We start from the raw sequence: 26,020 nt of genomic DNA, 5'->3' as shown, positions 1-26,020 counted from the left end.
ATCCGGTTTCGGATCACTGGGCTTCGATCTTGGCGGCCTTGACCAGCGCGCCGTATTTCCTGGTTTCCTCGGCCTGATAGGCCGCCGGGTCCAGGCCCGGTTGCGACAGCACACCGCCGGCTTCCTGCATCTTGGCGCGGAACTGCTCCGACTTCAGCGTGTCGGCCAGCGCGCTGCGCAGCTTGGCGGCCACCGGCTCCGGCAAGCCGGCCGGGCCATAGAGCGCGAACCAGACGCTGATGTCCACGGACTCGAACCCCGGGGTTTCCGCCAGGGCCGGCAGGTCCGGCGCCACCGGCGAGCGCTTCTTCTCGGTCACGCCCAGCGCCACGATCTTGTCGGCGCGCACTTGCGGCAGGCCCGAGGACAGCACCAGCATGCCGTAGTCCAGTTGACCGCTCATCAAGTCCGTTACCAGCGGCGCCACGCCGCGGTACGGCACGTGCTCGGCGCGCGTGCCGGTCGACTGGTTGATCATCTCGCCGGCCAGGTGCAGGGTCGTGCCCACGCCGGAAGAACCGTAGTTGAAGCTGCCGGGCGCGGAGGCGCGCAGCTTCTGCAGGTATTCGGCGGCGGTCTTCACGCCGGAATTCTTGCTGGCGGCCAGCAGCATGGGCTGCGAGGCGATCACGCCCAGCGGCGAAAAGTCCTTCACGCTGTCGTACTTGACCGCGTTGTTGATCATGCTGGCGATGACCATCTCATTGGTCGAGCCCAGCAGCAGCGTGTAGCCGTCAGGCGCGGCGCGCGCCACGCGCTGCGCGCCGATGGTGCCGCCGGCGCCGCCCACGTTCTCGACCACCACGCTCTGGCCCAGGCGCTTGGCCAGTTCTTCGCCAAACAGGCGGGCGGTCAGGTCCACGCTGCCGCCCGCCGGGTAGCCGACCACCAGAGAAATGGCGCGTTCGGGATACTCGGCGTGGGCGGAAGGCGCCGCGGCCAGCGCCGAGACGGCACAGATAGCGGCTAGCGCGCCGCGCAATGGATGCAGGACGGATTTCATGTTTTCTCCCTGGGGTGCTGAGGCGGACGGCGGCGCCGTCTCATTTAATGTTTCGGGAGCTATTCTCGGGCGTACACCAGGGATATTTCGTGCTGAATCGACACATGGCCGTGCGGATTCGGCACACGCCGGACGCGCGGCTGACGGATTTCACGCCTTGCGACTGGCCGTCGCTTCCCAGGCCGCTTCGGCCAGGTCCGCCAGGCGCGCCCGCGAACGGTACAGCCGCACCTCGAACGAGATTTCCTCGCTACGGCCGCCCAGGGCTGCCAGCGCGCCGCGGCGGCAGTCCGCCGCCACCATGGACCACGGCAGCCAAGCCACGCCCAGCCCCTTGGCGACCGCGCCATGCGCCGCGTCCAGCGAATCGCTGCGCAAGAATGGCGCCAGGGCGTACGGCGTGGCCTCCAGGCGGTCGCCCACAATGCGTTCCATCGCGAGGCCGCCCGCATAGGTGATCAAGGGCACGGACGGACCGCCTTCCTGCAGCACGTAACGGGGCCGGCCGCGGGAATCCGCCTGGCTGACGGGCACGAGCTTGTCTGTGCCCAGGGTCATGTAACGGTAGCGCCCCGGGCTCAGCTGCACCGACAGGGCCGGATGCTCGTAGCAGCACAGCAGGTCCACCCGGCCCTGCTCCAGCCGCGCCGCCATGTCCTGCATCATGCCGGTGGACAATTCGACCTGCGTGCCCTCGGTCAACACCTTGGGCGTGCGGTGGCGCAGGCGCGCGATCCAGTCGGCCACCAACGTGCGGGCCAGGCTGCGGCCGGTGGCGATGCGCAGCACCGCCTCCCCGCCTGCGCCGAAACTGCGGATGCGATGGCGCACCTGCCCCATCTGCTCCACCACCTGCGTCGCGGTCTTGAGCAAGGCCTCGCCTTCGGCGGTCAGGACCACCGGCAGGCGCTGGCGTTCGATCAACGGCGCGCCGGCCCAGGCCTCCAGCGCGCGGATGCGTCGGCCGAACGCCGGATGAGTGACGTGGCGCAGCTCGGCCGCGCGCACGAAGCTGCCGGTCTGCGCCAGGGCAATCAGGTCTTCAAGGAGTTTCAGGTCGGCCATGGACGTCAAGCTTACGCCATCGGCCGGCCGTTCACTTGGCGCCCAGCCCCATCATCGCCAGGGTGGCGCGGGTCAGATCGCTGTCCGGATTTTCCAGTTCATTGACCAGGTCAAAATGATTGCAGTGCGGCGTCGGAATACGGGTGGAGGCCAGCCCCGCAGCATTCCACGCCGCTTCGTACGCCGCCGTCTGGTTCTTGAAACCCTGCGTCTCCAACCCGCCCACGGCCAGCAGCATCGGGCCTGCACGTTCCGGCAGATGGAAGATCGGGCTTTGGTGCGCGGCCTGCTCGGGCGTGAGCTGCAGCCAGGTGTTGGGCAGGATATCGCACAGCGGCCGCAGATCGAACAGCCCGCTCAATGCCAGCGTGCCCTTGATCACGTCGTCCGGCACGCCGTAGCGTGCCTGCCATTCGGGCGCGACCAGCATGCCGGCCAGATGGCCGCCCGCCGAACTGCCGCTGACGTAGATCCGTTCAGGGTCCACGCCATAGGCCGCCACGTTGCGGTACAGCCAGGCCACGGCGGAGCGCACTTCGCGCACCACTTCGCCCAGGGTCGCCTCGGGCACCAGCGTGTATTCCAGGGTAGCCACGGCGGCGCCCGCGGCGTTGAAGGCCTCTGCCATCACGGGCGCGTCTTCCTTGCGCTGCGCGCGCCAATAGCCGCCATGGATGAACACGAACAGCGGCGCCCGCGCCTGCGAGGCGGCGGGCAGGAACAGGTCCAGCCTTTCATCCTGGCCCATGCCGTAGCGCAGGTCCAGCACGCCCGGGCGGCGCGTGCGCACCCGCGCCGAGGACTCGGCATAGCGGCGCACGCAGGCGTCGAAATCCGGCACCGATTCGCGCGCGTTGTATTGCACCTCGCGCTCGGCGATGGTGGGAAAGAAGAGATCGATGTCGCTGTTATGCATGCCTGGCCTGCGATGTTGGCTGCGATTGGGGCTGGGAGATGATGCGTTCGATGAACTGCGCGGTCTTGCGGTAGTGCGCGGCGAGCATGGCGACCGAGCCTTCCACGTCGCGCGAGATGGCGGCGTCCAACAGCTGGCGGTGCTCGTCGTCGACGTTGCGCTCAGGCCCGTAGGCGGTCGCGCCGGCGCGCGCCGGACGGCGGTAGCGCTCGGTCTGCGCGTAGAGCTGGGTGGACAGGTCCAACAGCCAGTTGGAACGGCACGCGCCGATCAGCGCGTGGTGGAACTCCAGGTGGCGCGCCTCCAGCAGCTCGTCCAATTCTTCCGACGGCTCGGCGGCCTGGTCGGCCCGCTGCGCGGCCAGCGTCAGCGCATGGTACGCGCCGACCAGGCGCGTTTCCCAGGCGTCGTCGGCGTTGGCCAGCGAGCGGCGCAGCGCGTCGCAGTCGATCAGGATGCGGGTTTCACAGGCGTCCCACATTTCTTCGACCGACAAGGGCGCGATGCTGAAGCCGCGCGACGTGGTGCTGATGACCATGCGCTCGCTGCGCAGGCGGTTGAGGGCTTCGCGGATGGGAGAGAAGCTGCTGCCGTAGCGCTGCTTCAGCAATTCCAGCCGCAAGGACTGGCCCGGCGCGAAGGCGCCGCGCATGATGTCGCGCCGAAGCAGGCGGTAAACCTGCTCGGACAGCGTGATTTCCTCAATGCCGGCGCTCCCGTCCGATCCGGGATCGTCCTGGCGGGAAGCTTTTATTCTAGGCTTCAAGATGGTCTCCAGATGTCAGCGGCCGGGGCGCGTATCCGCGCACAGGCGGCTCATTCTACCCGCGCGGCCTGTTCATATGCCCAGGTAGCGCTGCGCCAGCTCGGGCTGGGCGGACAGCTCGGCGGGCTGCCCCGACCAGGCCACCCGGCCCTTGTCCACGATGTAGTGGCGGTCCACCAGCGTCGCCATTTCGGGCAGGTTCTTGTCGATCACCAGGATGGTCTGGCCTTCGGCCTTCAGCGCCCGCAGGCAACGCCAGATCTCCTGGCGGATGAGCGGCGCCAGCCCCTCGGTGGCTTCGTCCAGGATCAGGAGCTTGGGGTTGGTCATGAGGGCGCGCCCCACCACCAGCATCTGCTGTTCGCCGCCCGACAGCGTGCGCGACGACTGGCCGCGGCGCTCTTTCAAACGCGGGAACAGCGTGTAGACCCGCTCCAGATCCCATCCGCCCGGCGCGGTGCGCGAGGTCGCCACCAGGTTTTCCTGCACCGTCAGCGAACCGAACACGCGCCGGCCCTCCGGCACCAGCCCCACGCCCAGCCGCGCCACGCTGCTGGGCGCGGAGCGGCCCAGCGTGCGGCCGCGAAACTGCACCGCGCCGCCGGTGGCTGGCAGCATGCCCATCAGGGTCTTGATCGTGGTGGTCTTGCCCATGCCGTTGCGCCCGATCAGCGAGATCACCTCGCCTTCACTGGCCTCGAACGACATGCCGAACAGGACCTTGCTGGACCCGTAGCCGCCAGTCAGCCCTTCAACCTTCAACATGTTCTTCTCCCAGATACGCCGCGCGCACCTCCGGATGGCGGCGCACCTCCTCTGGCGAACCACTGAACACCACGCGGCCGTAGACCAGCACGCTGATGCGGTCGGCCAGCGCGAAGACCGCGTCCATGTCGTGTTCCACCAGCAGGATGCCGTAGTCGCCCTTCATGCCTTGCAAGAGCCGGGTCATGCGCGCCGATTCCTCCGGCCCCATGCCGGCCATGGGCTCGTCCAGCAGCAACAGCCGCGGCGAACGCGCCAGCGCCACCGCCAGCTCCAGCTGCCGTTTCTCGCCGTGCGCCAGGTCCGCCGAACGCACGTGGCGACGGTCCTCCAGCCCCACGTGCGTCAGCCACTGCATGGCCTCGGTCTTCAACGCCGCGTCATGACGCGGATTGGACCAGGCCTGGAAGGCGCGGCCGCTCTTGAGCATGCGCGACAGGATCACGTTCTCCAGCGCGGTGTACTCCTGGCACAGCTCGGTGATCTGGAACGAACGACCCAGCCCCAGGCGCGCACGCTCGAAGGCGCGCAGCGCGGTCACGTCCTGCCCATCCAAATGGATGGTCCCGGAGTCCGGCCGGATCTCGCCGCAGATCTGCGCGATCAGGGTGGACTTGCCCGCGCCGTTGGGGCCGATGATGGCGTGGATCTCGCCGGCGCGTACGTCCAGGTCCACGCCGTTGGTGGCCACCACCGCGTCGAAAGCCTTGCGCAGCTGCGTCAGGCGCAACAGGCTGGCGCTTGCGTCAGTCGGCATGGCGCGTCTCCAGCAGCTTTCCGAACAGGCCCTTCTGGCCCCACAGCACCACCAGCACCAGAATCGGCCCCATGTACAGCAGCCAGTGCTCGGTCAGGGACGACAACATCTGCTCCAGCCCCAGGAATACCGCCGCGCCCGCGATCGGCCCGAGCAAGGTGCCCACGCCGCCCAGGATGACGATGGCCATGAGTTCGCCGGACTTGGTCCAGGCCGCCATGTCGGGCGTCACCAGCCCGGCATAGTTGGCCCACAGCACGCCGGCCAGCCCCGTGCCCACCGCCGACAGCACGAAGGCGCTGAGCCGGTACGGCGTGGGCGCCACGCCCAGGTTGATGGCGCGCCGCTCGCTCTGGCGCAGCGCCTGCAGCACCATGCCGAAGCGCGAGTTGGTCACGCGGATGCACAGCAGCGTCCAAAGGGTCAGCAGCGCCAGGCACAGGTAGTAGAAAACCATGGGGCTTTCCAGATTGATGCCCGGCAGCTCATTGCGCTGCGGAATCATCAGGCCATCGTCCCCGCCGTAGAACTGCAGCGACACCAGCACGAAGTACACCATCTGGCCGAACGCCAGCGTGATCATGATGAACTGCACGCCGCGCGTGCGCAGCGCCAGATAGCCGAACAGCCAGCCGGCCAACGCGCACACGATGAGCGCTATCGGCCACACCACAAGCGCCGCGTTGCTGCCAGCCCAGCCGAAGATCGGACCGGCTTCCGAAGTATGGAAGGCGATGATGCCGACCGCATAGCCGCCCAGCCCGAAGAACATGGCATGGCCGAAACTGACCATGGCGCCATAACCGATCACCAGGTCCAGGCTGACCGCGGCCAGGCCGTAGATCAGAAAGCGCGTCACCACGCCGATCAGAAACGGCGAACCCGAGGCCAGCGCCGCGGCCGGCAGCAGGATCAGCACCGCCAGGCCGCCCAGCCCCCAGCGGGCGCGGTTCGTAAGTGTGTACGCCATCTTCATCCTCGCGCCGGGAACAGCCCGCCCGGCTTGGCGATCAGCACGATCGCCATCAGTACATAAATGCTTGCCGAAGCCATGCCTGCGGCCAGCGGGTCCGCGGTGGCGGGCGAGAACATCGTCGACAGCAGCTGCGGCAGGAACGCGCGCCCCAGGCTGTCCACCATGCCCACCAGCAAGGCGCCAGCCAGGGCGCCGCGCACCGAACCGACCCCGCCGATCACGATGACCACGAAGGTGGTGATCAGGATGCGTTCGCCCATGCCGATTTCCACCGCCAGCAAGGGCGCGGCCATCACGCCGGCCAGCCCGCACAGCAAGGCGCCCAGGCCAAACACCAGCGTGTAGAGCTTGCGGATGTCTATGCCCAACGCGTCGACCATCTCGCGGTCGTCGGCGCCCGCGCGGATCAGCATGCCGATGCGCGTGCGGTTGACCAGCCACCACAGGCCCACCGCCACCAGCGCGCCAATGGCGATGAACGACAGGCGGATCAGCGGATACTGGAATCCCGGCGCCAACGTCACCGCGCCTTCCAGGAAGCTTGGGATGCCCACCAGCGGCGGACGCCGCCCGAAGATCAGGCTGACCGCTTCGTTCGAGAACAGCAGCAGGCCGAAGGTGGCCAGGACCTGGTACAGGTGATCCCGCTTGTACAGCTTGCGTATCACCACCACTTCGACCGAAATGCCGTACAGGCCCGCCCCCAGCAGCGCCGCCAGCACGCCCGCGAGGAACGAGCCGGTGGTGCCGATGGCGTACGCCGCGCAGTAGGCGCCCACCATGTAGAACGAGCCATGCGTCAGGTTGACCACGCCCATAATGCCGAAGATCAGCGTCAGTCCGGCTGCCAGCATGAACAGCATGGCGCCGAACTGCAGCCCGTTGAGCAGCTGTTCAAACAGGAGCGTCATGACGGCATCTTGCAGAGTTGCGCGTAGGCGTCCTTGTCATCGGACACCAGCTTGCGGACCAGCTTCGGCGACAGGCTGCCGTCGCTGCCTTTCTCGATGCGCATCAGGTACAGATCCTGGATCGGATGCTGGTTGGTGTTCATGCTGAACTTGCCGCGCAGCGACGTGAACTCGGGCTTGCGCAGCGCGGCTCGAAACTCAGCCGCCTTGGACAGGTCGCCGCCGGTAGCCTTCAGGCCCGCGCCAATCAGCTGCGCGGTGTCGTAGGCCTGCATGGCGTAGTCCGTCGGCACACGGCCATAGGCGTCCTTGAACGCTTGCACGAAGGCCTTGGATTGCGCGTTGTCGAAGTCCTGCGACCAGATGCCGGTGATGTAGGCGCCGGCCGACGCGTCACCCGTGGCCTGGATCATGCGCGCATCCATCGAGAAGCTGGGCATCAGCATCGGGATGCTCTTGTTCAGCCCGGCCGCCGCGTACTGCTTGACGAAGTTGATGCCCGTGCCGCCCGGATGGAACTGATAGATGGCGTCGGGCGCCAGCGAACGCAGGCGCGCCAGCTCGACCGAGAAGTCCGACTGGTCGAGCTTGGTGTAGATTTCGGCGACCACTTCGCCCTTGTAGGTGCGCTTGAAGCCTTCGATGGCGTCGCGGCCCGCCTGGTAGTTGGGCGCCAGCAGCACGACCTTCTTGTATCCCAGTTCGTTGGCCGCCACGCCGCCGGCCGTATGGAAGGCGTCGTTCTGGTAGGACGCCACGAAGTAATTGGGATCGCACTTTTCGCCCGCGAAGTTCGACGGGCCGGGATTCAGGCTGACATAGAAGGCGCCGGACTTCACCACGCTGGGCACGACCGCTGCCAGCACGTTGGAGAAGTTCACGCCGGTATAGAGCTTGACGCCCGATTGCAGCAGGCGGTCGGCCGCCTGCTTGGCGTTGGCGGGCTTCAGGCCGTCGTCCTCGATCACCAGCTGCACGGGCACGCCGCCCAGCTTGCCGCCGCCCTGCTTGATGGCCAGGTTGAACGCATCGCGCTCGTCCTCGCCGATGTAGCCCGCCGGCGTGGACAAGGTGGCGATGAAGCCGATCTTGACCGGTTCCGCGGCATGGGCCGCTCCCATGGACGCCGCGGCGCCCAGCGCGACGGACAACGCGCCGCCCAGTATCTGTTTCTTGATCATGTTTTTCCCCTTGGAGACTGCGTTGCCCGCCGCGGCGCGGCCAGGCGTTTTCTAGACCGCCACCACCGGATGGCGCAGCGTGCCGATACCTTCGACGCAGGCCACCACCACGTCGCCCGGCCACAGCCATTCCTGCGGCTTGCGGCCCGCGCCCACGCCTTCAGGCGTGCCGGTGGCGATGATGTCGCCCGGCTCCAGCGTGATGCCCGCGCTGATGTCCGAGATCAGGAACGGCACCTTGAACAGCATGTGGCGCGTGTTCGAGCCCTGCTTCTTCTCGCCATTGACCGTCAGCCACAGATCCAGCACCTGCGGATCCGGGATCTCGTCGGCGGTCACGATGCACGGGCCGAAGGGCGCATAGGTGTCCTGGCCCTTGGAATAGATCCACTGGCCGGCGCGGCGGCAATCGCGCGCGCTCATGTCCAGCATCACGCTGTAGCCGAACACATAGGACAGCGCATCGGCTTCGGCCACGCGCGAGGCGCGGCGGCCCATGATCACGGCCAGCTCCACTTCCCAGTCCAGCTGCTGCGTGATCTTGGCGTTGTGCTCGATGGCGTCGCCCGGGCCGATGACGGTGGTGGGCGGCTTGGAGAAGATCACCGGCTGCTTGGGCAGGTCGGCCGAGGTATCCAGCGTGCGGCTGGATTCCGCCACGTGCTCCACGTAATTCAGCCCGATGCCGAAGATGTTCTTGCGCGGACGCGGAATCGGCGCCAGCAGCTTGACGTTTTCCTGCGGCAGCGCGCTGCCCACGGGCCAGTTGCCGCGATAAGCCTCCATCAGCTTGCTGGCCTGCGCCACCGCCACGGGGCCCAGGTCGATGAAAGCCAGCATGTCGTCGGGCAGGTCCACGCCGCCTGCACGGCCCAGCAGGGCCAGGTCAATCACATAGCCTTCGGCCAGCGCGCCCAGGCGGGCAGCGGCGGTGGGATGGGCGCGAAAAGTTACCAAGCGCATAAGAACTCCATAAATTCAGGACGAGTTGAGTCAGGCGCGCGGGCCCGGCCCGCGCGGCGGATGAAAAATTCAAGAGGGATCGGGCAGCGCTAGATCAGCACTTGATGGCCGTCGTTTTCCTTGACCGCTTCTTCGCGGTAAAGCGCCAGCGCGCGCATCACGGGCAGGTCGTTGAAGCTGAACAGGCAGGCGTCGTCGTTCGATGAAAGATTGACGTGTTCATGGATGGCCCACGAGGGCACGCAGAAGATGTCGCGTTCGGTCCAGTCGTAGCGCTTGCCGTCGATGATGGAATAGCCGCTGCCCTTGGCCACCTGGTAGATGAAGCTGCCGGTATGGCGGTGGGCCTTGGTGTGCTCGCCGGGCCGCAGCAGCTGCATGCTGGCGCCGATGGTGGGCATGACCGGGCCGCCCGTGGCCGGGTTGACGTATTCGAGCAGGATGCCGTCGTAGGGGCTGCCGGCGGTAGTGCGCGCATAGCGGCGCAGCGCCTCGTAGGTGGGCTCCCATTCGTACTTGAAGAGCGGCGAATACGGCTTGGTCCAACCGGACACCTGAGGCCGTAGCGCCGGGTTGGCCCAGGCGGCGGTGGTGTCGTCCACCGGATAGGTCACAGTCTGGTTCAGGTCCGGATGCACGGCATAGAAACCGGCCTCCATGGCGTTGACCAGCGGAATGTCCAGGCCGTCCTGCCAGATGCAGGTAGTGCCGTCTTCGGCCACGCCGTGCTCGTGCCAGGTGCCATTGGGCGTCAGCACGAAATCGTTCGCGCCCAGTGTCATCTTGTGGCCGTCGACCACGGTGAAGGCGCCCCGCCCTTCCATGATGAAGCGCAGCGCCGAATGCGAATGCTTGTGGGCGGAAGCCAGTTCGCCCGGCTTCATGACCTGCAGGCCCGAGTACAGCCAGCCCACGGCGGCGGCCACGTCGCGCCGGCCCGGGTTGTTCAGGTAGATCACGCGCCGGCCTGCCTCTTCGGGCGAAACCAGCTCGGAAGAACGCAGCACGTGGCCGCGCAGGTCCTGGTAGCGCCACACCACCGGCACCGAGGCCGACCGCGGCGCCCACGGTTCGATCTTGTTCGCCACCGTCCACAGGGCGCCGGTCTCCAGGCGGGCCAGCTCCTGGTAGTAGGCGATGAGCTCGGGCGAGTCGGCCACATTGGCGCGGCCTATGGTGTCCTCGCGGTACGCGTCATAGCGGTTCGCTTCCATCCCTTGCCTCTTTTTATAAAAATTTAAATATTTTCGAAAATAATAGAGGCCAGCGGAAAATCGGGCAATGAATGCGCGCTAGGGGTTTTCCCAGGCTGATTGAAAATTGTTGGCGCGGTGTCAAACAATACTGTACAAAAACACAGTGCAACGTGATACATTTCGCTCGCCCAAAAACTGTCGTCCAGGAGAACCCTGTGTCAGAAGCTGCCCATCTCGTTCAGTACATCGTCGTTCCCTACCGCGCCGCCGCCGATGGCGTCGCGCCTGGTGAAATCCGCGCCGCCAGCAGCGAGTTCGGCGCCATCCGCATCGCCAACTCCATGGCCTCCAAGTTCGCCGGCGTTGCCGCCTACGAAGTGCTGGTGGACAAGGAAACCGGCGACATGGAATCGCCGCGCATCCTCGCCCAGATCGGGACCGTACCGGCGTTGGACGATTGAACGCGTATCCGCCGTGCCGGGCCCAATTCGGCCCGGCGACGACGCCTGCTCGTCAACGAGTCAGGTTATGAATTTTCTTTGATTTGAATAAGTATTTTCTAGCTTCATTAACGCAAGGATGTCCGGCAGCATGCGGGGTTGCGCGCAATTCGCCCACCCACTCTTGCCACCAAGAAGCAGCATGATCCGCCGACTCCCCTTGCACGGTTCCGCCATTGCCGGGCTTCTGTTCCTTGCTTGCGCGCTGACGCCCGCTGCGCACGCGGCCGAATCCCCCGACTGGCCAAGCAGACCCGTGACGCTGGTGGTGCCTTTCCCCCCCGGCGGCGGCAATGATGCAGTGGCCCGGCAGATCGCCGGCCCGGTGGGCCAGGCACTGGGCCAGCCGCTGGTCATCGAAAACCGGCCGGGCGCAGGAGGCACCATAGGCTCGGCGGCCGTCGCCCGGGCACGCCCCGATGGATATACCCTGCTGCTCTGCTCCACCAGCAGCCTGGTCATGGCGACAGCGCTTTATCCCGGCTTGCCGTACCGCGTCGAGGATCTGGCTCCCGTCGTCCACATCGCCGATACGCCGACTATCTGGGTGGCCGATCCGGCCGTATCTGCCAACAATCTCCAGGAATTCATCGCGGCGGCCAAACAGGCGCCCGGCAAATACGGCTACGCCTCGGGCGGCAAGAACACCATGCCCCACCTTGCGGGCCAGACAGTCAGCGCGCGCAATGGCCTGGACATGCTGCATGTGCCCTACCGCGGATCCACGCCGGCTTATGCGGATCTGGCCACGGGGCGCGTGAACGTGATGATGGACAGCATCATTTCAGCGTTGCCCTTTATCGAGTCTGGCCGTGTCAAGGGTTTGGCCGTCAGCACGGATCAACGCCTGCCGCAGATGCCGTCCGTACCGACCTTGGCCGAACAGGGCCTGGACGATTTGGGCTTCGAAGGCTGGGTCGGCATTTGCGCGCCGCGCGACACCCCGCCCGAGATCAGCGCCAAGGTCGCCCGCAGCGCGCAGCTGGCCTTGGCCCAACTCGCGTTGCGGGAAACATTCGCCAGGCAGATTGCGGAACCGGTAGGAGACGGCCCCGAAGCGTTTGCGCAGACGATACAGCGCGATGCCATCGCGTGGCGGCAGATCATCGCGGCGTCCCCCAACGAACCGGACTGAGGGGCAGACAGCGCAGACCGAAGCGCGGCTGCGCTCAGGCGGCAAAAGTTGTCTCGTCCGCCACGCCATCTGAGACCAGCCGCGCTACCTCGCAAATGCAGTCGGCCATGGCTGCGCGCAACGGAATCGCAGGCTGGTCGACATAGGCGGCGAAGTAGGTCTGCTTCGGAAAGGGCCTGGGAAATGGCAGCCGCACCAGCTTTTCCGAATCGAGTTCGCCGCGGATGAGTTCGAGCGGCAGTACCGCGTAGCCCGCACCCGCAACGGCCAGCCGCAGCATGACCGTCAGCGACCTCACGACGATCAACTTGAAGCCTTGCATCTGCGGAGATGAGAAATAGCTGGCAATCGAGGAGTACAGCAGCGAATCCACCGGATAGGACAGCAGAGGCAGCCGCTTCAACTGATTCATCGACGGCTCGACCTCGCCGCGCATCAGGCTCGGGCTGCAGACCCAGACGTAATCCAGCCCCAGCAATTGCCGGTTGACCACCGTCGGCTCTTCGATGCTGCCCAGCAACAGTCCGATGTCGAGCGCCCCCCCAAGCAATTGCTGTCGTATATCCGTACTGGTCAACGATTGCAGGTGCACGGTGACGTTCGGCCATTGTCTGCTCAAGGCGGCGGCCATAGGCTCGAGTATGGCTTCCGCGACGGTTCCGCTCAGGCCGATGCTGATCTGGGTAAGCCGTACGTCCGTGGTCGCGAACCGGCTGGTGAAGGCTCTCGCATGAGCCAGCAGTTCTTCCGCGGGTCCAAGCATTTCAGCGCCGACTGGCGTCAAGCTCAGTTGCTTGCCCTTCTCCCGCACAAAAACCCTCACCCCCAGTTCTTCCTCGAAGGCTGCGATGCGGGCAGAGATGGCCGCCTGGGACGCGTGCAGTTCTTCCGCGGCCAAGGTCATTTTCTTGAGCCTGGCGGCTCGGACAAACGTTTCCAGAAACCGGAGATTCATGCGTGGATATCCTAAGCCTGAGACGCAACCCAAGCCCCCGGCCGGCATCAGGACAATCCGCCAGGAATGGGATAGGCCATCAGAATCAGAATCTGCAGGGAGCTGGGCTTCGTTGTTGCGATGCTGCAATGCATCAAAATGCTGACTGGATTAGCCAGCAAACGCTGATTCCAGAAAAAAATACGGCCGGTCAACCCATTTTTTTCGTGGACCGCAGACGCGGGTGGCGACCTGCGGATCTGAACACAAAGCGGGAGACAAGGCTCCCGCTCATAATCCCAAGCAATTGATTTTAACGAATTTTCCGAGATTTCCACATAAATGGACCCTATCAGAACTTCGTGTTTTTTTGTGTGCTTCAACCTTGTAAGAGTTTGCCAATCGACGCGGGATCAGGATGCTGGATAATCGAAATATTCCGCGTGTTTCACTGCAACAAAATTAATCCACATTGCCGTCGCCCAGACGGGCGCATACCTGGTCAGATCCAGTACCTGCGGGTAGACAGCCGCGTATGGCGCTGGAACGTCTGCACAGGATCGGTTGTTCAAATTGTGAAGAATCGGCAATAAACAATCGTTGCCTGAATTTGAAATCCGCCACGCGCAGAGGCAATCAAACGTTTCCGATCCAGCGCCTGCCATCGTCCGCCCGCGTTCTGCCAGGCAGTGATGATCCAGTTAAGTCAGCGCGATGCCGCCGTCGACGCGCAGATTGACCCCGGTAATGAACCCGCCGTCGTCCGAAGCGAGAAACAATGCGGCGCGCGCCAATTCCGCAGATTGCGCCAGCCGCCCAAGCGGAATCAATGAGGCCATGCCCTGTTCGAATGCGGGCCGATGCGCCGCGCCCACGCCCAGCTTTTCCAGAATGGGCGTATCCGTAGGACCGGGGCTCAATACGTTGAAACGAATCTTGCGCGACTTGAATTCCAGCGCCCAGGCGCGCGCAAACGCCTCGATGGCGGCTTTGGAGCCGGCATAGACCGCATGGTTTTCCAGCACTTTGGCGCTGGCGATGGAGCCAGTGATGATGATGGAACCACCGTCACGCACCAGCGGCAGGACCTTGGTGACGCCGAAGAACACGGCGCGCGTGTTGGTGTCGAACTGGACGCCATAGCTGTCCACGCTTACCGCGGTCGAAGGCTCGATGTTATTCATGCCGGCGTTGGCCATGTAGATGTCGACGGCGCCGAACCGTTCACGGACTTCTGCCGCCACGCGGTCATGCGTGGCCAGGTCGGCAACGTCCCCAACCATGCCGAAGGCGGACGCTCCAAGTTGCGCCACCGCCGCGTCGACGGCATCTTTCCTGCGCCCGAGGATGGCCACGCGCGCGCCTTCGGCAATGAAGGCCTCGGCCGCGGCATAGCCTATGCCGCTGTTGCCGCCGGTGACGACGGCAGTCTTGCCCAACAGTTTTTTCATGATGATGTTCCTTCGTACAGGTAAGACGCCGGCCGACGCGACAGGCCTCGTCGGCCGGCATCGGCGCGCTTAAAAGTCCCAGATGACCGGCACCCAGCGGAACGCGTCGCCGTCGACCGCCACACGTCCCAGGGACGGGAACGGCAGATGGGCGGCGACCAACAGCCCGCGGTTCTGCGCCAGCTCCTGGAACAGACCGAGGCGGACGCGGGCCGATTCCTCGGGGTCGTGCTCGAAACCGTTTTGCCATTCGGGATGGTCGAACGCGACCGGGAACATGGCGTCGCCAGCAAACGTCAGCCTTTCGCCGCCCGAGATCAGGTCGACCACGCTGTGCCCGGGAGTATGGCCGCCGGTCATGCGCACGATGACGCCCGGCGCCACCTCATGCCGATCGTCGAAGAGGCGCAGCCGGTCGCGGTACTCGTTGTAGAAGCTGGTCGCCGTCGACTTCAATACCGCAGGCACAGGCTTGGGCATGACGGTGTGCGAGAAATCCGGCGAGGTCCAGAACGCCACTTCGGTCGCGGACACGTGGATGCGCACGTCGGGACGCAAGCGCTCCTTGACGTCCGGCACGAGCAGCCCGCCCACGTGGTCCATGTGCATGTGCGTGATGATCACGTCGGTCACGGATTCCAGCGCGATGCCGGCGGACTCCAATCTCTGCGGGAACATCCCGGCGCGCGGAAAGCCCGCGAACTGCCCGCCCAGCCCCGCATCGATGAGGATGGTCTGGTCGCCGCTGCGCGCCACCATCACGTTCAGCGGCCAGTCGAACGCGTCCGGAGGCATGAACATGTGTTCCAGCCAGGCAGCGAGATCGGCAGGATCGGCATTGGTGGCCATGGTCGAAGTCGGCAGCGGCAGCACGCCGTCGCTCACGACCAGGGCGTCGATGTCGCCGATCTGCAGCGCGTAGCGCGACGGGACCAGGTCGAGGGATTCGGTGTTTTCAATGGCAAACATGGCGGTATCTCCAGGTAGGTGCGCCGTTCAGGCGGTGGCGCGGATGAAGGCGAGCAGGTCGTCGTTGATGCGGTCCTGCATGGTGGCGGTCAGGCCATGCGGCGCGCCGGGGTAATAGATTTCCCTGGCGTTCTTGACCAGGCGCGCGGCCTTCTTCGCCGAGTCGTGCACCGGCACGATCTGATCGTCTTCGCCGTGCATGAACAGGGTCGGGACGTCGATCTTCTTCAGGTCCTCGGTGAAGTCGGTCTCGGAAAACGCCTTGACGCATTCGTAGGCGTTCTTCTGGCCGCTTTGCATGCTCCACAACCAGAACTGGTCCAGCATGCCTTGCGAGACCTTGGCATCGGGGCGGTTGGCGCCGTAGAACGGAACCGCCAGCTCCTTGTAGAACTGTGAGCGGTCTCCCGCCACGCCCGCGCGGATGCCGTCGAAGACCTCGACAGGCAGGCCTTCGGGATTGGCAGCGGACTTCAACATCACCGGCGGCACCGCGCCGATAAGCACCGCGCGGGCCACGCGCTTGCTGCCGTGGCGGCCGATATAGCGCGCCACTTCGCCGCCGCCGGTGGAATGGCCAACCATGGTGATGTTCTTCAGATCGAGCGCCTCGATCAACTGCGCCAGGTCATCGGCATAGCCGTTCATGTCGTTGCCGGCAGACGGCTGCGAAGAACGGCCGTGGCCGCGCCGATCATGCGCGATGACGCGAAAGCCATTGCGCGCCAGGTAGTGCATCTGCCCGTCCCAGGCATCCGCGTTCAGCGGCCAGCCATGTGAAAAGGTGACCACGGGGCCCTGGCCCCAATCCTTGAAGTAGATCTGCGTACCGTCGTTGGTGGTGAAGGTATTGCGGGTCATGGTCGTGCTCCGGTTGGATTGCGCGTTGCTCTGCGCGGCTGCTTCGGCGCGGATGGCGAATGCCCCCGTCGCCAGGACGGCGCTGCCGGCAAGAAGACTGCGGCGGGCCGGGTTGTGCGAGTCGTTCATGGGAACTCCTGTTTCGGCAAAGTGAGTGAGGGCATGGTAGGTATGCGGTCTGGTCCGCGGTAGGCACGCGGCGGGAAGCACGCTGTTGCGCGACGGGCACCAATGCGCCGCGGCATGGACATGACGCGCGCCACACAGGCCCACGTCACGCGGGCCGCACTTATTCGGAAGGAGAAACGATGATTGGTGTCGCGCCGGCAACACCATGCGTCCTTGCATGGCCCTACCGCGTCACGCGCGACGCTCTTAGGATGAGCGCACCCATACACACCAGACGCGCCGCTGCGCGCCGACCGGGGGGCCGACATCATGCATCTGGGAAAATCCTATCGCCTGGGCGAGTTCATCATCTGGACCCGCAGGAAGATCTACGTCCTGCTGGCGCTGGGCTTCGCGCCAGTGCTGCTCCATCAGCTGGCTGGCCTGAAATGGCTGACCTTGCCCTTGTCGGTGGTTTCGCTACTGGGCACCGCCACCACCTTTGTCGTCGGCTTCAAGAACGTGCAGACCTACGCGCGCACGGTCGAAGCGCAGAAGGTCTGGATGAGCATTGTCAGCGCCAGCCGCTACTGGGGCGTGATCAGCCGCAACTACGTCGGCGACGCCGAACGCGGCACGGCCTTGGTGCAGCGGCATCTGGCCTGGTTGACGGCGTTGCGCTACCAGCTGCGCGAGGCCCGCCTATGGGAGACCGTCGGCAACCGTCCCAATGCCGAATACCGCAGGCAGTACGTGATCCCGGAACGCGCCGAGCCCCTGGAGTCCGCGCTTTCCCGCTACCTGCCGGCACAGGACATTGCCGGTTTGATGCAGACCGACGACAAGGCCGCGCAAATGCTGGCAATGCAAGGCCGGGCGGTCCGCGGACTGCTGGATGCAGGCGCCATCACCGCGGCGGAATACGCCGAGCTCAACAGCCGCATCCGGGAACTGCTGGATCTGCAGGGACAGGCCGAGCGCATCAAGAATTTTCCGTATCCACGCCAGTACGCCATCATCAACACCTTGTTCGTGCGCTCTTTCTGCGTGGCGCTGCCGTTCGGACTGACGGGCCAATTCGCCCAGCTGGGCCAGGATATCGGCGGCTACATGCAAGGCCAGATGGCGTGGCTGGCGGTGCCGTTCAGCGTAATCATCTCGTGGATCTACACCTCGCTCGAGCAGGTGGGCGAAAGCACGGAGAATCCCTTCGAGGGCAGCGCCAACGACGTACCCATCAGCCGCCTGAGCGTCATGATCGAAAGGGATCTGAAGCAGATGGCAGGCAGCGCCAACCTGCCCGCGCTGCCTGCCTCGGTGATCGCGCTGTAGCGCGCGCGGCACGCGGCGCGCCCCTCCGCCCGGGACTGGCTGGCAGAGGCTTGCGCAGCTTGTCCTGCCCGGGCCGCTGCGGCAAAATACTCTGCCCTCCCGCCCCCCCATTTCCGCTAGGCATTGGCCCATTCCATGACCGGCTCCGTGACCCTGTTCGACCGCCATCGCCCGCGCCTCTACGCGATCGCCTATCGCATGCTGGGCTCGGTGGCCGAGGCGGAAGACGTGGTGCAGGATGCGTGGCTGCGCTGGCATGGCGCGGACCGCTCCACGCTGGAGAACCCCGAGGCCTGGCTCGTCACCGTCACCACCCGTCTGGCGATCGACCGCCTGCGCGCTGCCCGAACGGAACGGGAAAACTACGTGGGCGTCTGGCTGCCGGAACCGATGCTGATGGCCGCGCCGTCCACGCCCGAACAGATCCATGAACTGGCCGACGATGTGTCAGTGGCATTTCTGTTCATGCTGGAGCGCCTGTCGCCGGACGCCCGCGCGGCCTTCCTGATGCGCGAAGTGTTCGACGCCGACTACGAGGACATCGCGCAGACCCTGGACAAGACCCAGGCCGCGGTCCGCCAGCTGGTGCGGCGCGCCAAGCAGCAATTGCGCCAAGGCACCCCGCGCGAGGCCGTGCCGCGCGCGACGCTGCACCGGCTGCTGCTGACCTTTGCCGATGCGATGGACCGCAGCGACTTCCACGGCCTGCATGCGCTGCTGAGCGACGATGCCGAACTTATCGGCGACGGCGGCGACAAGGTCACCGCCTTTGCCAGCCTGGTGGGCGGCAAGCGGCTGGCGCAGCTGTTCTACGCCGGCAAGCGCCGCTACCGCGACGCGTTGCGGACCGAGGTGGTCCAGGTGAACGGCCAGTGGACCTTGCTGCGCTTCATCGATGGCGATCTCGAATCGGTGCAGTCCTACGAAACGGACGGCAAGCGCCTGACCCGGGTGCTGGTGCAGCGCAATCCGGACAAGCTGGCCCGCATCGCGGCCGCCCTGGCGCAACGCTGAGACCGCCCGCAGCGGCGTTGGTGCATCGCGGGCAACATGGTGGTCCCTTGCGCGGACCTACCGCCGCGCCGCCCTCGCTTCTACGATGGACCTGTCACCACTCCACTCAGGACAGGCCATGCCGAAACTCACCAAACTCGCGTTGTCTTTCATCGCCGCCGGCGCGCTGCTGGGCCAGCCCGCCCATGCTGCATCGCACCACGGCGCGCCCGCCGGCAAGCCGGCCGATCCCATCGTCACCGAAGTGATGAGCAAGGACCTGCCCGACATTCCCGGCCGGGATGCCGTCATGCTCGTCGTCGACTACCCGCCCGGGGCCGCCGACCCCTTGCACCGCCATGACGCCTCGGCCTTCGTCTATGTGCTGGAGGGCAGCATCGTCATGCAGGTCAAAGGCGGCAAGGAAGTGACGCTGACCCCGGGCCAGACCTTCTACGAAGGGCCGGACGACATCCACACCGTGGGCCGCAACGCCAGCCAGACCAAGCCGGCCAAGTTCGTGGTCGTGCTGATCAAGAAAAAGGGCGCTCCCGCCCTGATCCCCGTTCAATAAGGGACGGATATTTATCCCTTCCTGGCCATCCCCGGGTGTCTCCCCGCCCGGGGATGGCCATTTTTTTCAAGGAGGCGTCACAAAACCGTCCAGCGCAACGTCTTAGCAGGTAGGATCAACCAACTTGCGGCGCTGCCACCATGCCTACCCCTATCCCAGCCTCCCCGGTCACCCCTCCCGCGAACGGCCCGGACTCCCTGGCCGACAGCTTTGCCACCAGCTATGCCGGCGTCATGGCCTTCCTGGCGGTCGCCGCCGAGGGCAACTTCGCCAAGGCCGGCGACCGGCTGGGCATAGGCCGTTCGGCAGTCAGCCGCAGCGTGCAGAAACTCGAAGACCAGCTGGGCGTGCGGCTCTTCGTGCGCACCACGCGCAGCACCTCGCTGACCGCGGAGGGGCAGCGCTTCTACGAGCAATGCCATCCCGGCGTGGAACGGATCATCCAGGCACTGGACAACATGCGCGACCTGCGCGAGGGCCCGCCTTCCGGCCTGGTGCGCGTCTGCTCCACCGTGGGTTTCGGCCGCAAGGTCGTGGCGCCCCTGCTGAAGGCGTTCCGCGAAGCGCATCCGAACATCTCGGTGGAGCTGTTGCTGGATGACGGCCCGACCGACTTCACCACGGACCGCGTCGACGTGTCGTTTCGCAATGGTCGCATGGAAGACAGCCAGGTGATCGCCAAGAAAGTCATTCCCATGCAGATGATCCTGTGCGCCTCGCCCGACTATGCTGCCAGGCACGGGCTGCCGCTAAGCGTCGACGAGCTGTCCGGCCATAGCTGCGTGAACTTCCTGCTGGCGTCCGGCCGCGTATTCGAATGGGAATTCAAGGTCGGCGGCCATCTGCGCAAGTTCGCGCCGCCCGCCATGCTGACCTTCAACGATGCCGACCTGGTCCTGCAGGCCGTGCTGGACGGCCATGGCATCGCGCAGATGGCGGCGTACCAGGTCTGCGAGCATCTGCGCGCAGGCACGCTGGTCGCCTGCATGCCGCAGTACTCGCCCGACGACCGCGGGCACTACCTGTGCTTTCTCAGCCGCCAGCACCTGCCCGCCCGCATGCGGGTCTTCATCGATTTCATGACCGAGAGCATCCGCGCGCAGGACCTGCTGATCATCGACAGCCTGCTGCCGAAACAGGCCTGAGCGCTATTGGGTCAGGGCCACGACGCTCTGGATCCCGCCCTGGGCCATCTTGGCGTAAGGACACAGGCGTTCCGTATTGCGCACCAGCTCTTCCGCGATGGGCGTGGGCACGCCCGGAAGGTGGATATTGACGTCCGCCGTCAGCGCGAAAAAGCCATCGACGGGGTCCCGGCCGAACGAGATGGTGGCCGTCACGGAAGCGTCCGGGATGGCCAGGCCGGCGCGTTCGGCCAGCATGCTGAGCGCGCCGTGGAAGCACGCCGCATAGCCGGCGGCGAATAGCTGTTCGGGGTTGGTGCCCCCGCCCGTGCCGCCCAGCTCCACCGGCAGGCGCAGTTCCACGATCAGCTCGCCATCGTCCGAAATGGCCATGCCGGAGGCGCGTCCATGCGCGGCCTCCCCGCCGCGCACCGTCACGCTGGTGGTGTACAGGGGATGGAAATCCTTCCCCCGGTACTTGTCCAGGAGACTCTGGGGAGGAGGCCGCAGTTTGCTCATGAGGGTCCTTGCGCCTGCCGCTACTTTCTTGCGCCCGAACGGCTGAACCAGGTTTCGAAGCCGATCTGGCCCAGGCGCGGGCCGGCTCCCGGAACCAGCGTGTCGTCATCGAGCAGCGCGCCGAAATAGCGCGCGCCGGTGTCCGCCCGCACGGGGCGCGCGTCACCGATCTTGGCCATGTAGCGCTGCACCAGCTCGGCCAGGCGTACCCGCTCGGGGCCGGCGATTTCGACGATGCCGTTCACCGGCGGCGCCAGCGTGGCGTCGGCCATGGCCAGGGCGACGTCGTCCGACGCAATGGGCTGGACGTAGGCGGGCGACAGCCGCACTTCCGCCCCTTCGGTCCCCGACTGCACGATACCGCCCAGGAATTCGAAGAACTGGGTGCTATGCACGATGGTGTACGGGATTCCAGCAGCCACGATCAGCGCTTCCTGCGCGATCTTGCCGCGGAAGTAGCCGCTTTCGGCCAGGCGCTGCGTGCCGACCACCGACAGCGCGACGTGGTGGCGCACGCCGGCGCGGGCCTCCGCCGCCAACAGGTTGCGCCCCGAGGTCTGGAAGAACTCCAGCACGGCGCGGTCTTCGAACGACGGCGAGTTGGCGACGTCGACCACCGTGTCGACGCCGGCGAGCGCGGTGTCCAAGCCCTCGCCAGTCATGGTGTTGACGCCCGTAGCGGGCGATGCGGCAATCGCCTCATGGCCGCGCTCAGTCAGCAGTTTGACGAGTTTGGAGCCGATCAGGCCCGTGCCGCCGATAACCAGGATTTTCATGGTAGTCCCTTAGTTGAACTTGGCCTTATCCAGGCCATATGCCTTGTCGGCAGAACCCGGCACGGTGCGGAAGCCCACGTTCAGGCGGTTCCAGCCATTGATCGCCATGACGGCGAAGCTGAGGTCCGAGATTTCCTTTTCGGACAGTTGCGTGCGGACGCGTTCATAGATCTCGTCGGGCACGCCCTGCGCGCCCAGCGTGGTCAGCGCTTCGGTCCAGGCCAGGCAGGCGCGTTCACGCGGCGAAAACTCGGTCGATTCGCGCCAGATCGCCACGTGATGCAGGCGCAGTTCGCCTTCGCCGTGGATCTTGGCATCCTTCACATGCATGTCCAGGCAGAAGCCGCAGCCGTTGATCTGCGAAGCGCGGATTTCGACCAGGCGCAGGATCGATTGCTCGATCGCGCCGGACTTCAGGAGCATGCCGAACTCGACGAATTTCTTGAACAGTTCGGGCGATTGCGCAAAGGCATTCAGACGTTGACTCATGGTGACTTCCTCGATGGGTTGAACGACGCCCAAATCGTAGGTCTGCCGGCAAAACGGCAGTAGGCCCGCGGAGGGGACCATGATGTTGCCGCGGCGGCAACAATCGTCAGCGCGCGCTGACGGCCATGTTCAGGTTCAGGATTTCGGTTCGATCCCGAGTTGTTTCATGGCCCGGCCGATGGCCTGGGGCGCGTAATCGTCCCAAGGCTCGTTGCCCGCATCCAGGCGGGTGTGGATGTTGGCGATGGTCCATTGCGCCGAGCCTTTCAGCCCGTCCAGTTCGTCCCAGCGGACCGGTACGGACACGCCCAGGCCGGGCCGGGCCCGGGCCGACCAGGCCGCCACGGTCGTGGCGCCGAAGCCGTTGCGCAGGTAATCGGCGAATATCTTGCCCACGCGGTTCTTGGGCCCGCTTTTGGCGACGAACAGCTTCGGCAGCGTTTGCGCCAGATGGCGCACCATGGCTTCGGAAAAGTCCTTCACGGCGTCCCAGCCGTATTGCTTGCGGATCGGCACGACCACATGCAGGCCCTTGCCGCCGCTGGTCTTCAGCCAGCCGCGCAGGCCTAGCTCCTGAAGCAGCACGCGCACCAGCTCCGCGCCCTGCTGCACGGCAGGCCAATCCACCCCTTCTCCAGGGTCCAGGTCGAACAGCATCCGGTCCGGCTTGGCGATCGAGGTCTTGATCGCATTCCAGGTATGGAACTCCACCACGTTCAGTTGGGCGGCAGCGAGTATCGCTGCTTCGTTCGAGATTTCCATGAGCGGCGGATGCTCTGGGTACAGGCGTTCAGGCAGCGCCAGCACCCCCGCGATGGGTGATTCCGAGTGCCGCTGGAAGAAGTGCTGACCCTGGATCCCCGCGGGCGCCCTGACGAAGGAAACCGGGCGGCCGCGCAGGTGCGGCATCATCAGTGGCGCCACCAACCCGTAATAGCGCGCCAGATCGAGCTTGGTCGCTCCCGAAGAGGGATCTATGACGCGGTCGGGATTGGACAGTTTCATTCCCTTCGGCGGCGTTGCCGCGCCCTCTTTCAAGGCCTTGGCGGGACGTTCGCGGGTGGATATCTTTTCAGCCGGCATGGCAACCTCGCGCGTGATCTTCTTGGGGGGTTTGTCGGTCCGCAGCCCGCGAAAGGTCGAATGGCGCACATGGCCGTCGCCAGTCCATTCGCCGAACGAAACCTCTCCCACCAGCGTAGGCTGGACCCAATGGACCTGCTTGAGGGCGCGCGGCTTGCCCTGGGTCAACGCGCTGGTTTCTTGTTCAATGCCGGCCAGCTTGCGATGCAGGTCCAGCAGCGTCCTGTCGTCGAAACCCGTGCCCACATTGCCGGCGTAGCGCAGCCCGCCATCCGGCTCGTGCACCGCCAGCAGCAGCGCGCCAAAGCCCTGGCGGCTGCCCTTGGGCTCGGTGTAGCCCACGATGACGAATTCCTGGCGCTTGGTGCACTTGAGCTTGATCCAGTCGTCCGTGCGGCGCGACACATAGGGCGCGGACAGACGCTTGCCGATGATCCCCTCCAGGCCCAGCTTGCAGGCCGAAGCGACCAGGTCTGCCGGCGGCTTATCGAAGGCCTCGCTGAACTTCACGTGCTGGCCCTTGCACCTGGCGATGACCTGCCGCAGCAGGTCCCGCCGCAGCCCGAGAGGCTCGTCGCGCAGGTCGCGTCCCGCGACGTAGGGCAGGTCGAAGGCGTAGAAGACGATATCCGCCGTGCTCGCGGCATCGAAGGCGTTCTGCAAGGCCTGGAAGCTGGGCACGCCTTCGCGCGTCAGCACCACGATCTCGCCGTCGATCCAGGCATTGGCGATCTCCAGTGCCGCCAGCTCCTGGGCCAGCCGCGGAATCCTGGCTGTCCAATCGTGGCCGTTGCGCGTGTACAGCTTCGCGCTGCCGCCATCCAGCCTGGCCAGGATCCGGTAGCCGTCGAACTTCATTTCATAGGACCAGTCGTCCGCGCCCCGCGGCACGCCGTCGACCAGGGTGGCCAGCTGAGGCTTGAGCGACACGGGCAGGGGAGCGGCCTTGCCCGGCAAGGCCGCGGTGGATTCTGTTGCATTCACGGCGCGGGCTTGCGGTTTGCTGCGCGCCGCCGCCTTCTTCTTCGTGCGCAGCGGCACCACGCTGTCCGGCATCTCATCCACGACGCTGAAATCCCGGTCTGGCCGCGCGTACTCGTCGTTTTCCTTGATCAGCAGCCAGGGCGGCTGGCGATCGCTCTCTTTGCCCTTCATGCGGATCAGCGCCCAGCGCCCGCGCAGCTTCACGCCGTCGAGCGTGAACTTCAGATGACCTGTCTTGTATCCCTTGCGCGGATCGCCTATAGGCGTCCAGCGCCCCTCGTCCCAGATGATCACCTTGCCGGCCCCGTACTGCCCCTCGGGGATGGTGCCTTCGAACTGGTTGTACGCGATGGGATGGTCTTCGACCTGCACCGCCATGCGCTTGACGGAGGGATCGAACGACGGCCCTTTCGGCACCGCCCAGCTTTTCATCGCGCCATCCAGCTCCAGGCGGAAGTCATAGTGCAGGCGGCTGGCCCAGTGCTTTTGTATGACGAACACCAGGCCTGCGCCGCCTGATTCACCGCCTTCCGCCGGTTCCGGCGTGACGGCGAAATTGCGCTTCTCGCGGTATTTCTTCAGACTGTCCGCCATTTTCAGGCCGCCTTTTTCGCCTGCCTGGCGCTCTTGGCGGCCTTCTTCGCAGGCGCCTTTTTCACAGCGGAACTACGCGGCGCGGCTTTCTTGGCGGGCTTGGCCTCGGCCTTGGCGCGCCCCTTGGACGCGCCGCCGCGCAAGCTGCGCTGCAACAGGTCCGTCAGATCGATCACGTTATCCGCATACGCAGGCGCTTCCTCCTGCGGCGCGATCACGGTTTCGGTCTTGCCCGCCTGGGCCTTCTGTTCCACCAGCCCCATGATGGCCGCCTTGAATTCGTCCTGGTATTCGGCCGGATCCCACTCTGCCGACATTTCGTCCACCAGCATCTTGGCCATCTTCAATTCGGACGCGCTGGGCGACATGCTCTTGGCGCCTGCCTTGGGCAGATCCAGTCCCTCCACGGACTTCACCTCGTCGCCCCAACGCATCAGATTCAGGACCAGCGCGTCTCCCATGGGAATCAATGCCGCCAGATGCTGCTTGGTCTGGATCACGACCTTGGCGATGCCTATCTTGCCGCTTTTCACCAGCGTGTCGCGCAGCAGCGCATACACCTTCTGCCCCTTGTTGATCGGGGCGATGTAATACGGCCGCTCCAGGTAGACGAACGAGACTTCGGCCGATTCGACAAATTGCTGGATTTCGATGGTTTGCGTCGTGCGCGGATAGGCCTCCGCGATCTCCTCGGGGGAGATGATGACGTACTGGCCGTCCTCGTATTCGACCCCTTTGACGATGTCCTTGGATTCGATCTCCTTGCCCGTGCGCTTGTTGATGCGCTTGTAGCCGACGGGGTCCATCGACCGGCGGTCCAGCCAATCGAAATCCACGCCCGATTCCGTCGTGGCGGTATGCAAGCCCACGGGGATGTGGACCAGGCCGAAGGTGATCGCGCCCTTCCAGATGGTTCGCGTGGCCATAAGAATTTCTCCTAGGTGATGTGCACGCGCTCTCGCCGCGGCTTCGGATGCCACCACAACGGCAGCCATCGCCACGGCGGAAAACGCAGAGCAGCAACTTCCATGCCCGACGCCCGGCCCGCGCCTGACTGCGCCGCCGCCGGCTCCCCGGACCGCGATTCCTGCACAG

At 65.4% G+C, this 26,020-nt stretch carries 26 protein-coding genes; 6 read left to right on the top strand and 20 right to left on the bottom strand.

The annotated features are described in order from the left end of the window. Window positions 1-13: 13 nt before the first annotated feature. The 11 genes from IB268_RS02545 to IB268_RS02495 form a co-directional block, all read right to left on the bottom strand. On the bottom strand, window positions 14-1,003 hold the full coding sequence (locus IB268_RS02545; protein ID WP_054455051.1) for a tripartite tricarboxylate transporter substrate binding protein: 990 nt from the start codon (window positions 1,001-1,003) through the stop codon (window positions 14-16). Between the two features lie 150 nt (window positions 1,004-1,153). Then, window positions 1,154-2,068 carry a LysR family transcriptional regulator gene (locus IB268_RS02540; protein ID WP_013391216.1) on the bottom strand — a complete coding sequence of 305 codons (915 nt, stop codon included), beginning with the start codon at window positions 2,066-2,068 and terminating at the stop codon, window positions 1,154-1,156. Window positions 2,069-2,099: 31 nt separating this feature from the next. After that, window positions 2,100-2,984 (bottom strand): alpha/beta hydrolase, encoded by an 885-nt coding sequence (locus IB268_RS02535; protein ID WP_054455052.1) that lies wholly within the window; start codon window positions 2,982-2,984, stop codon window positions 2,100-2,102. After that, window positions 2,977-3,750 carry a GntR family transcriptional regulator gene (locus IB268_RS02530; RefSeq protein WP_119452167.1) on the bottom strand — a complete coding sequence of 258 codons (774 nt, stop codon included), beginning with the start codon at window positions 3,748-3,750 and terminating at the stop codon, window positions 2,977-2,979. The genes IB268_RS02535 and IB268_RS02530 overlap by 8 nt, the downstream gene beginning before the upstream one ends. 72 nt (window positions 3,751-3,822) lie before the next feature. Beyond that, on the bottom strand, window positions 3,823-4,515 hold the full coding sequence (locus tag IB268_RS02525; protein WP_175212767.1) for an ABC transporter ATP-binding protein: 693 nt from the start codon (window positions 4,513-4,515) through the stop codon (window positions 3,823-3,825). Then, on the bottom strand, window positions 4,502-5,272 hold the full coding sequence (locus tag IB268_RS02520; RefSeq protein ID WP_175180433.1) for an ABC transporter ATP-binding protein: 771 nt from the start codon (window positions 5,270-5,272) through the stop codon (window positions 4,502-4,504). The genes IB268_RS02525 and IB268_RS02520 overlap by 14 nt, the downstream gene beginning before the upstream one ends. Continuing rightward, a complete protein-coding gene (locus IB268_RS02515; protein WP_054455058.1) occupies window positions 5,262-6,248 on the bottom strand; it encodes a branched-chain amino acid ABC transporter permease in 987 nt (328 codons plus the stop codon). The genes IB268_RS02520 and IB268_RS02515 overlap by 11 nt, the downstream gene beginning before the upstream one ends. Continuing rightward, window positions 6,245-7,159, bottom strand: a complete 915-nt coding sequence (locus IB268_RS02510; protein WP_054455060.1) for a branched-chain amino acid ABC transporter permease — start codon at window positions 7,157-7,159, stop codon at window positions 6,245-6,247. The genes IB268_RS02515 and IB268_RS02510 overlap by 4 nt, the downstream gene beginning before the upstream one ends. Next, window positions 7,156-8,340, bottom strand: a complete 1,185-nt coding sequence (locus IB268_RS02505; RefSeq protein ID WP_054455062.1) for an ABC transporter substrate-binding protein — start codon at window positions 8,338-8,340, stop codon at window positions 7,156-7,158. Before IB268_RS02505 ends, IB268_RS02510 begins: the two co-directional genes overlap by 4 nt. Window positions 8,341-8,391: 51 nt before the next feature. After that, window positions 8,392-9,303 (bottom strand): fumarylacetoacetate hydrolase family protein, encoded by a 912-nt coding sequence (locus IB268_RS02500; RefSeq protein ID WP_013391208.1) that lies wholly within the window; start codon window positions 9,301-9,303, stop codon window positions 8,392-8,394. Window positions 9,304-9,392: 89 nt separating this feature from the next. Beyond that, window positions 9,393-10,517 carry a cupin domain-containing protein gene (locus tag IB268_RS02495; RefSeq protein WP_054455064.1) on the bottom strand — a complete coding sequence of 375 codons (1,125 nt, stop codon included), beginning with the start codon at window positions 10,515-10,517 and terminating at the stop codon, window positions 9,393-9,395. Between the two features lie 197 nt (window positions 10,518-10,714). Here IB268_RS02495 and IB268_RS02490 point away from each other — a divergent pair, with 197 nt between their 5' ends. Continuing rightward, entirely contained in the window at window positions 10,715-10,960 is a 246-nt protein-coding gene (locus IB268_RS02490) for a hypothetical protein (RefSeq protein WP_054455066.1), read from the top strand. Between the two features lie 181 nt (window positions 10,961-11,141). Next, the gene (locus IB268_RS02485; protein ID WP_225591286.1) at window positions 11,142-12,134 is read left to right on the top strand and encodes a tripartite tricarboxylate transporter substrate binding protein; all 993 of its coding nucleotides are present in this window, start codon (window positions 11,142-11,144) and stop codon (window positions 12,132-12,134) included. A gap of 34 nt (window positions 12,135-12,168) precedes the next feature. Here IB268_RS02485 and IB268_RS02480 read toward each other — a convergent pair whose 3' ends face one another. The 4 genes from IB268_RS02480 to IB268_RS02465 form a co-directional block, all read right to left on the bottom strand. After that, a complete protein-coding gene (locus IB268_RS02480) occupies window positions 12,169-13,089 on the bottom strand; it encodes a LysR family transcriptional regulator (protein WP_192353761.1) in 921 nt (306 codons plus the stop codon). Window positions 13,090-13,769: 680 nt separating this feature from the next. After that, on the bottom strand, window positions 13,770-14,519 hold the full coding sequence (locus IB268_RS02475) for an SDR family NAD(P)-dependent oxidoreductase (protein WP_192353760.1): 750 nt from the start codon (window positions 14,517-14,519) through the stop codon (window positions 13,770-13,772). A 69-nt stretch (window positions 14,520-14,588) separates the two neighbouring features. Then, on the bottom strand, window positions 14,589-15,488 hold the full coding sequence (locus IB268_RS02470; RefSeq protein WP_175161156.1) for an MBL fold metallo-hydrolase: 900 nt from the start codon (window positions 15,486-15,488) through the stop codon (window positions 14,589-14,591). A gap of 27 nt (window positions 15,489-15,515) precedes the next feature. Next, window positions 15,516-16,349 carry an alpha/beta fold hydrolase gene (locus IB268_RS02465; RefSeq protein WP_217481772.1) on the bottom strand — a complete coding sequence of 278 codons (834 nt, stop codon included), beginning with the start codon at window positions 16,347-16,349 and terminating at the stop codon, window positions 15,516-15,518. A gap of 438 nt (window positions 16,350-16,787) precedes the next feature. Here IB268_RS02465 and IB268_RS02460 point away from each other — a divergent pair, with 438 nt between their 5' ends. From IB268_RS02460 to IB268_RS02445, 4 genes are all read left to right on the top strand, one after another. After that, a complete protein-coding gene (locus tag IB268_RS02460) occupies window positions 16,788-17,789 on the top strand; it encodes a bestrophin family protein (protein ID WP_175180430.1) in 1,002 nt (333 codons plus the stop codon). Window positions 17,790-17,924: 135 nt separating this feature from the next. Further along, entirely contained in the window at window positions 17,925-18,803 is an 879-nt protein-coding gene (locus IB268_RS02455) for an RNA polymerase sigma-70 factor (RefSeq protein WP_054455078.1), read from the top strand. Between the two features lie 118 nt (window positions 18,804-18,921). Beyond that, a complete protein-coding gene (locus IB268_RS02450; RefSeq protein ID WP_054455081.1) occupies window positions 18,922-19,356 on the top strand; it encodes a cupin domain-containing protein in 435 nt (144 codons plus the stop codon). 140 nt (window positions 19,357-19,496) lie between these two features. Next, window positions 19,497-20,501, top strand: a complete 1,005-nt coding sequence (locus IB268_RS02445; RefSeq protein WP_054455083.1) for a LysR family transcriptional regulator — start codon at window positions 19,497-19,499, stop codon at window positions 20,499-20,501. 3 nt (window positions 20,502-20,504) lie between these two features. Here the strand turns inward: IB268_RS02445 and IB268_RS02440 are convergent, their stop codons facing one another. The 5 genes from IB268_RS02440 to IB268_RS02420 form a co-directional block, all read right to left on the bottom strand. Then, a complete protein-coding gene (locus tag IB268_RS02440) occupies window positions 20,505-20,999 on the bottom strand; it encodes an Ohr family peroxiredoxin (RefSeq protein WP_054455086.1) in 495 nt (164 codons plus the stop codon). A gap of 20 nt (window positions 21,000-21,019) precedes the next feature. Further along, complete coding sequence (locus tag IB268_RS02435) at window positions 21,020-21,775, bottom strand: SDR family oxidoreductase (RefSeq protein ID WP_175161164.1); 756 nt, start codon at window positions 21,773-21,775, stop codon at window positions 21,020-21,022. A 9-nt stretch (window positions 21,776-21,784) separates the two neighbouring features. Continuing rightward, on the bottom strand, window positions 21,785-22,264 hold the full coding sequence (locus IB268_RS02430; protein WP_119452206.1) for a carboxymuconolactone decarboxylase family protein: 480 nt from the start codon (window positions 22,262-22,264) through the stop codon (window positions 21,785-21,787). 135 nt (window positions 22,265-22,399) lie between these two features. Beyond that, entirely contained in the window at window positions 22,400-24,925 is a 2,526-nt protein-coding gene (gene ligD, locus IB268_RS02425) for a DNA ligase D (RefSeq protein ID WP_192353759.1), read from the bottom strand. A 2-nt stretch (window positions 24,926-24,927) separates the two neighbouring features. Next, window positions 24,928-25,851, bottom strand: coding sequence for a Ku protein (locus tag IB268_RS02420; RefSeq protein ID WP_054455092.1), 924 nt, complete (start codon window positions 25,849-25,851; stop codon window positions 24,928-24,930). Window positions 25,852-26,020: the final 169 nt, after the last annotated feature.

Origin of the sequence: Achromobacter sp. ACM01 (genome assembly GCF_014851745.1) — a bacterium.
Classification (GTDB): Bacteria; Pseudomonadota; Gammaproteobacteria; order Burkholderiales; family Burkholderiaceae_B; genus Achromobacter; species Achromobacter aegrifaciens.
Note: the sequence above shows the minus strand (reverse complement) of the source record. Positions and strands in the feature narration are given on the sequence as shown.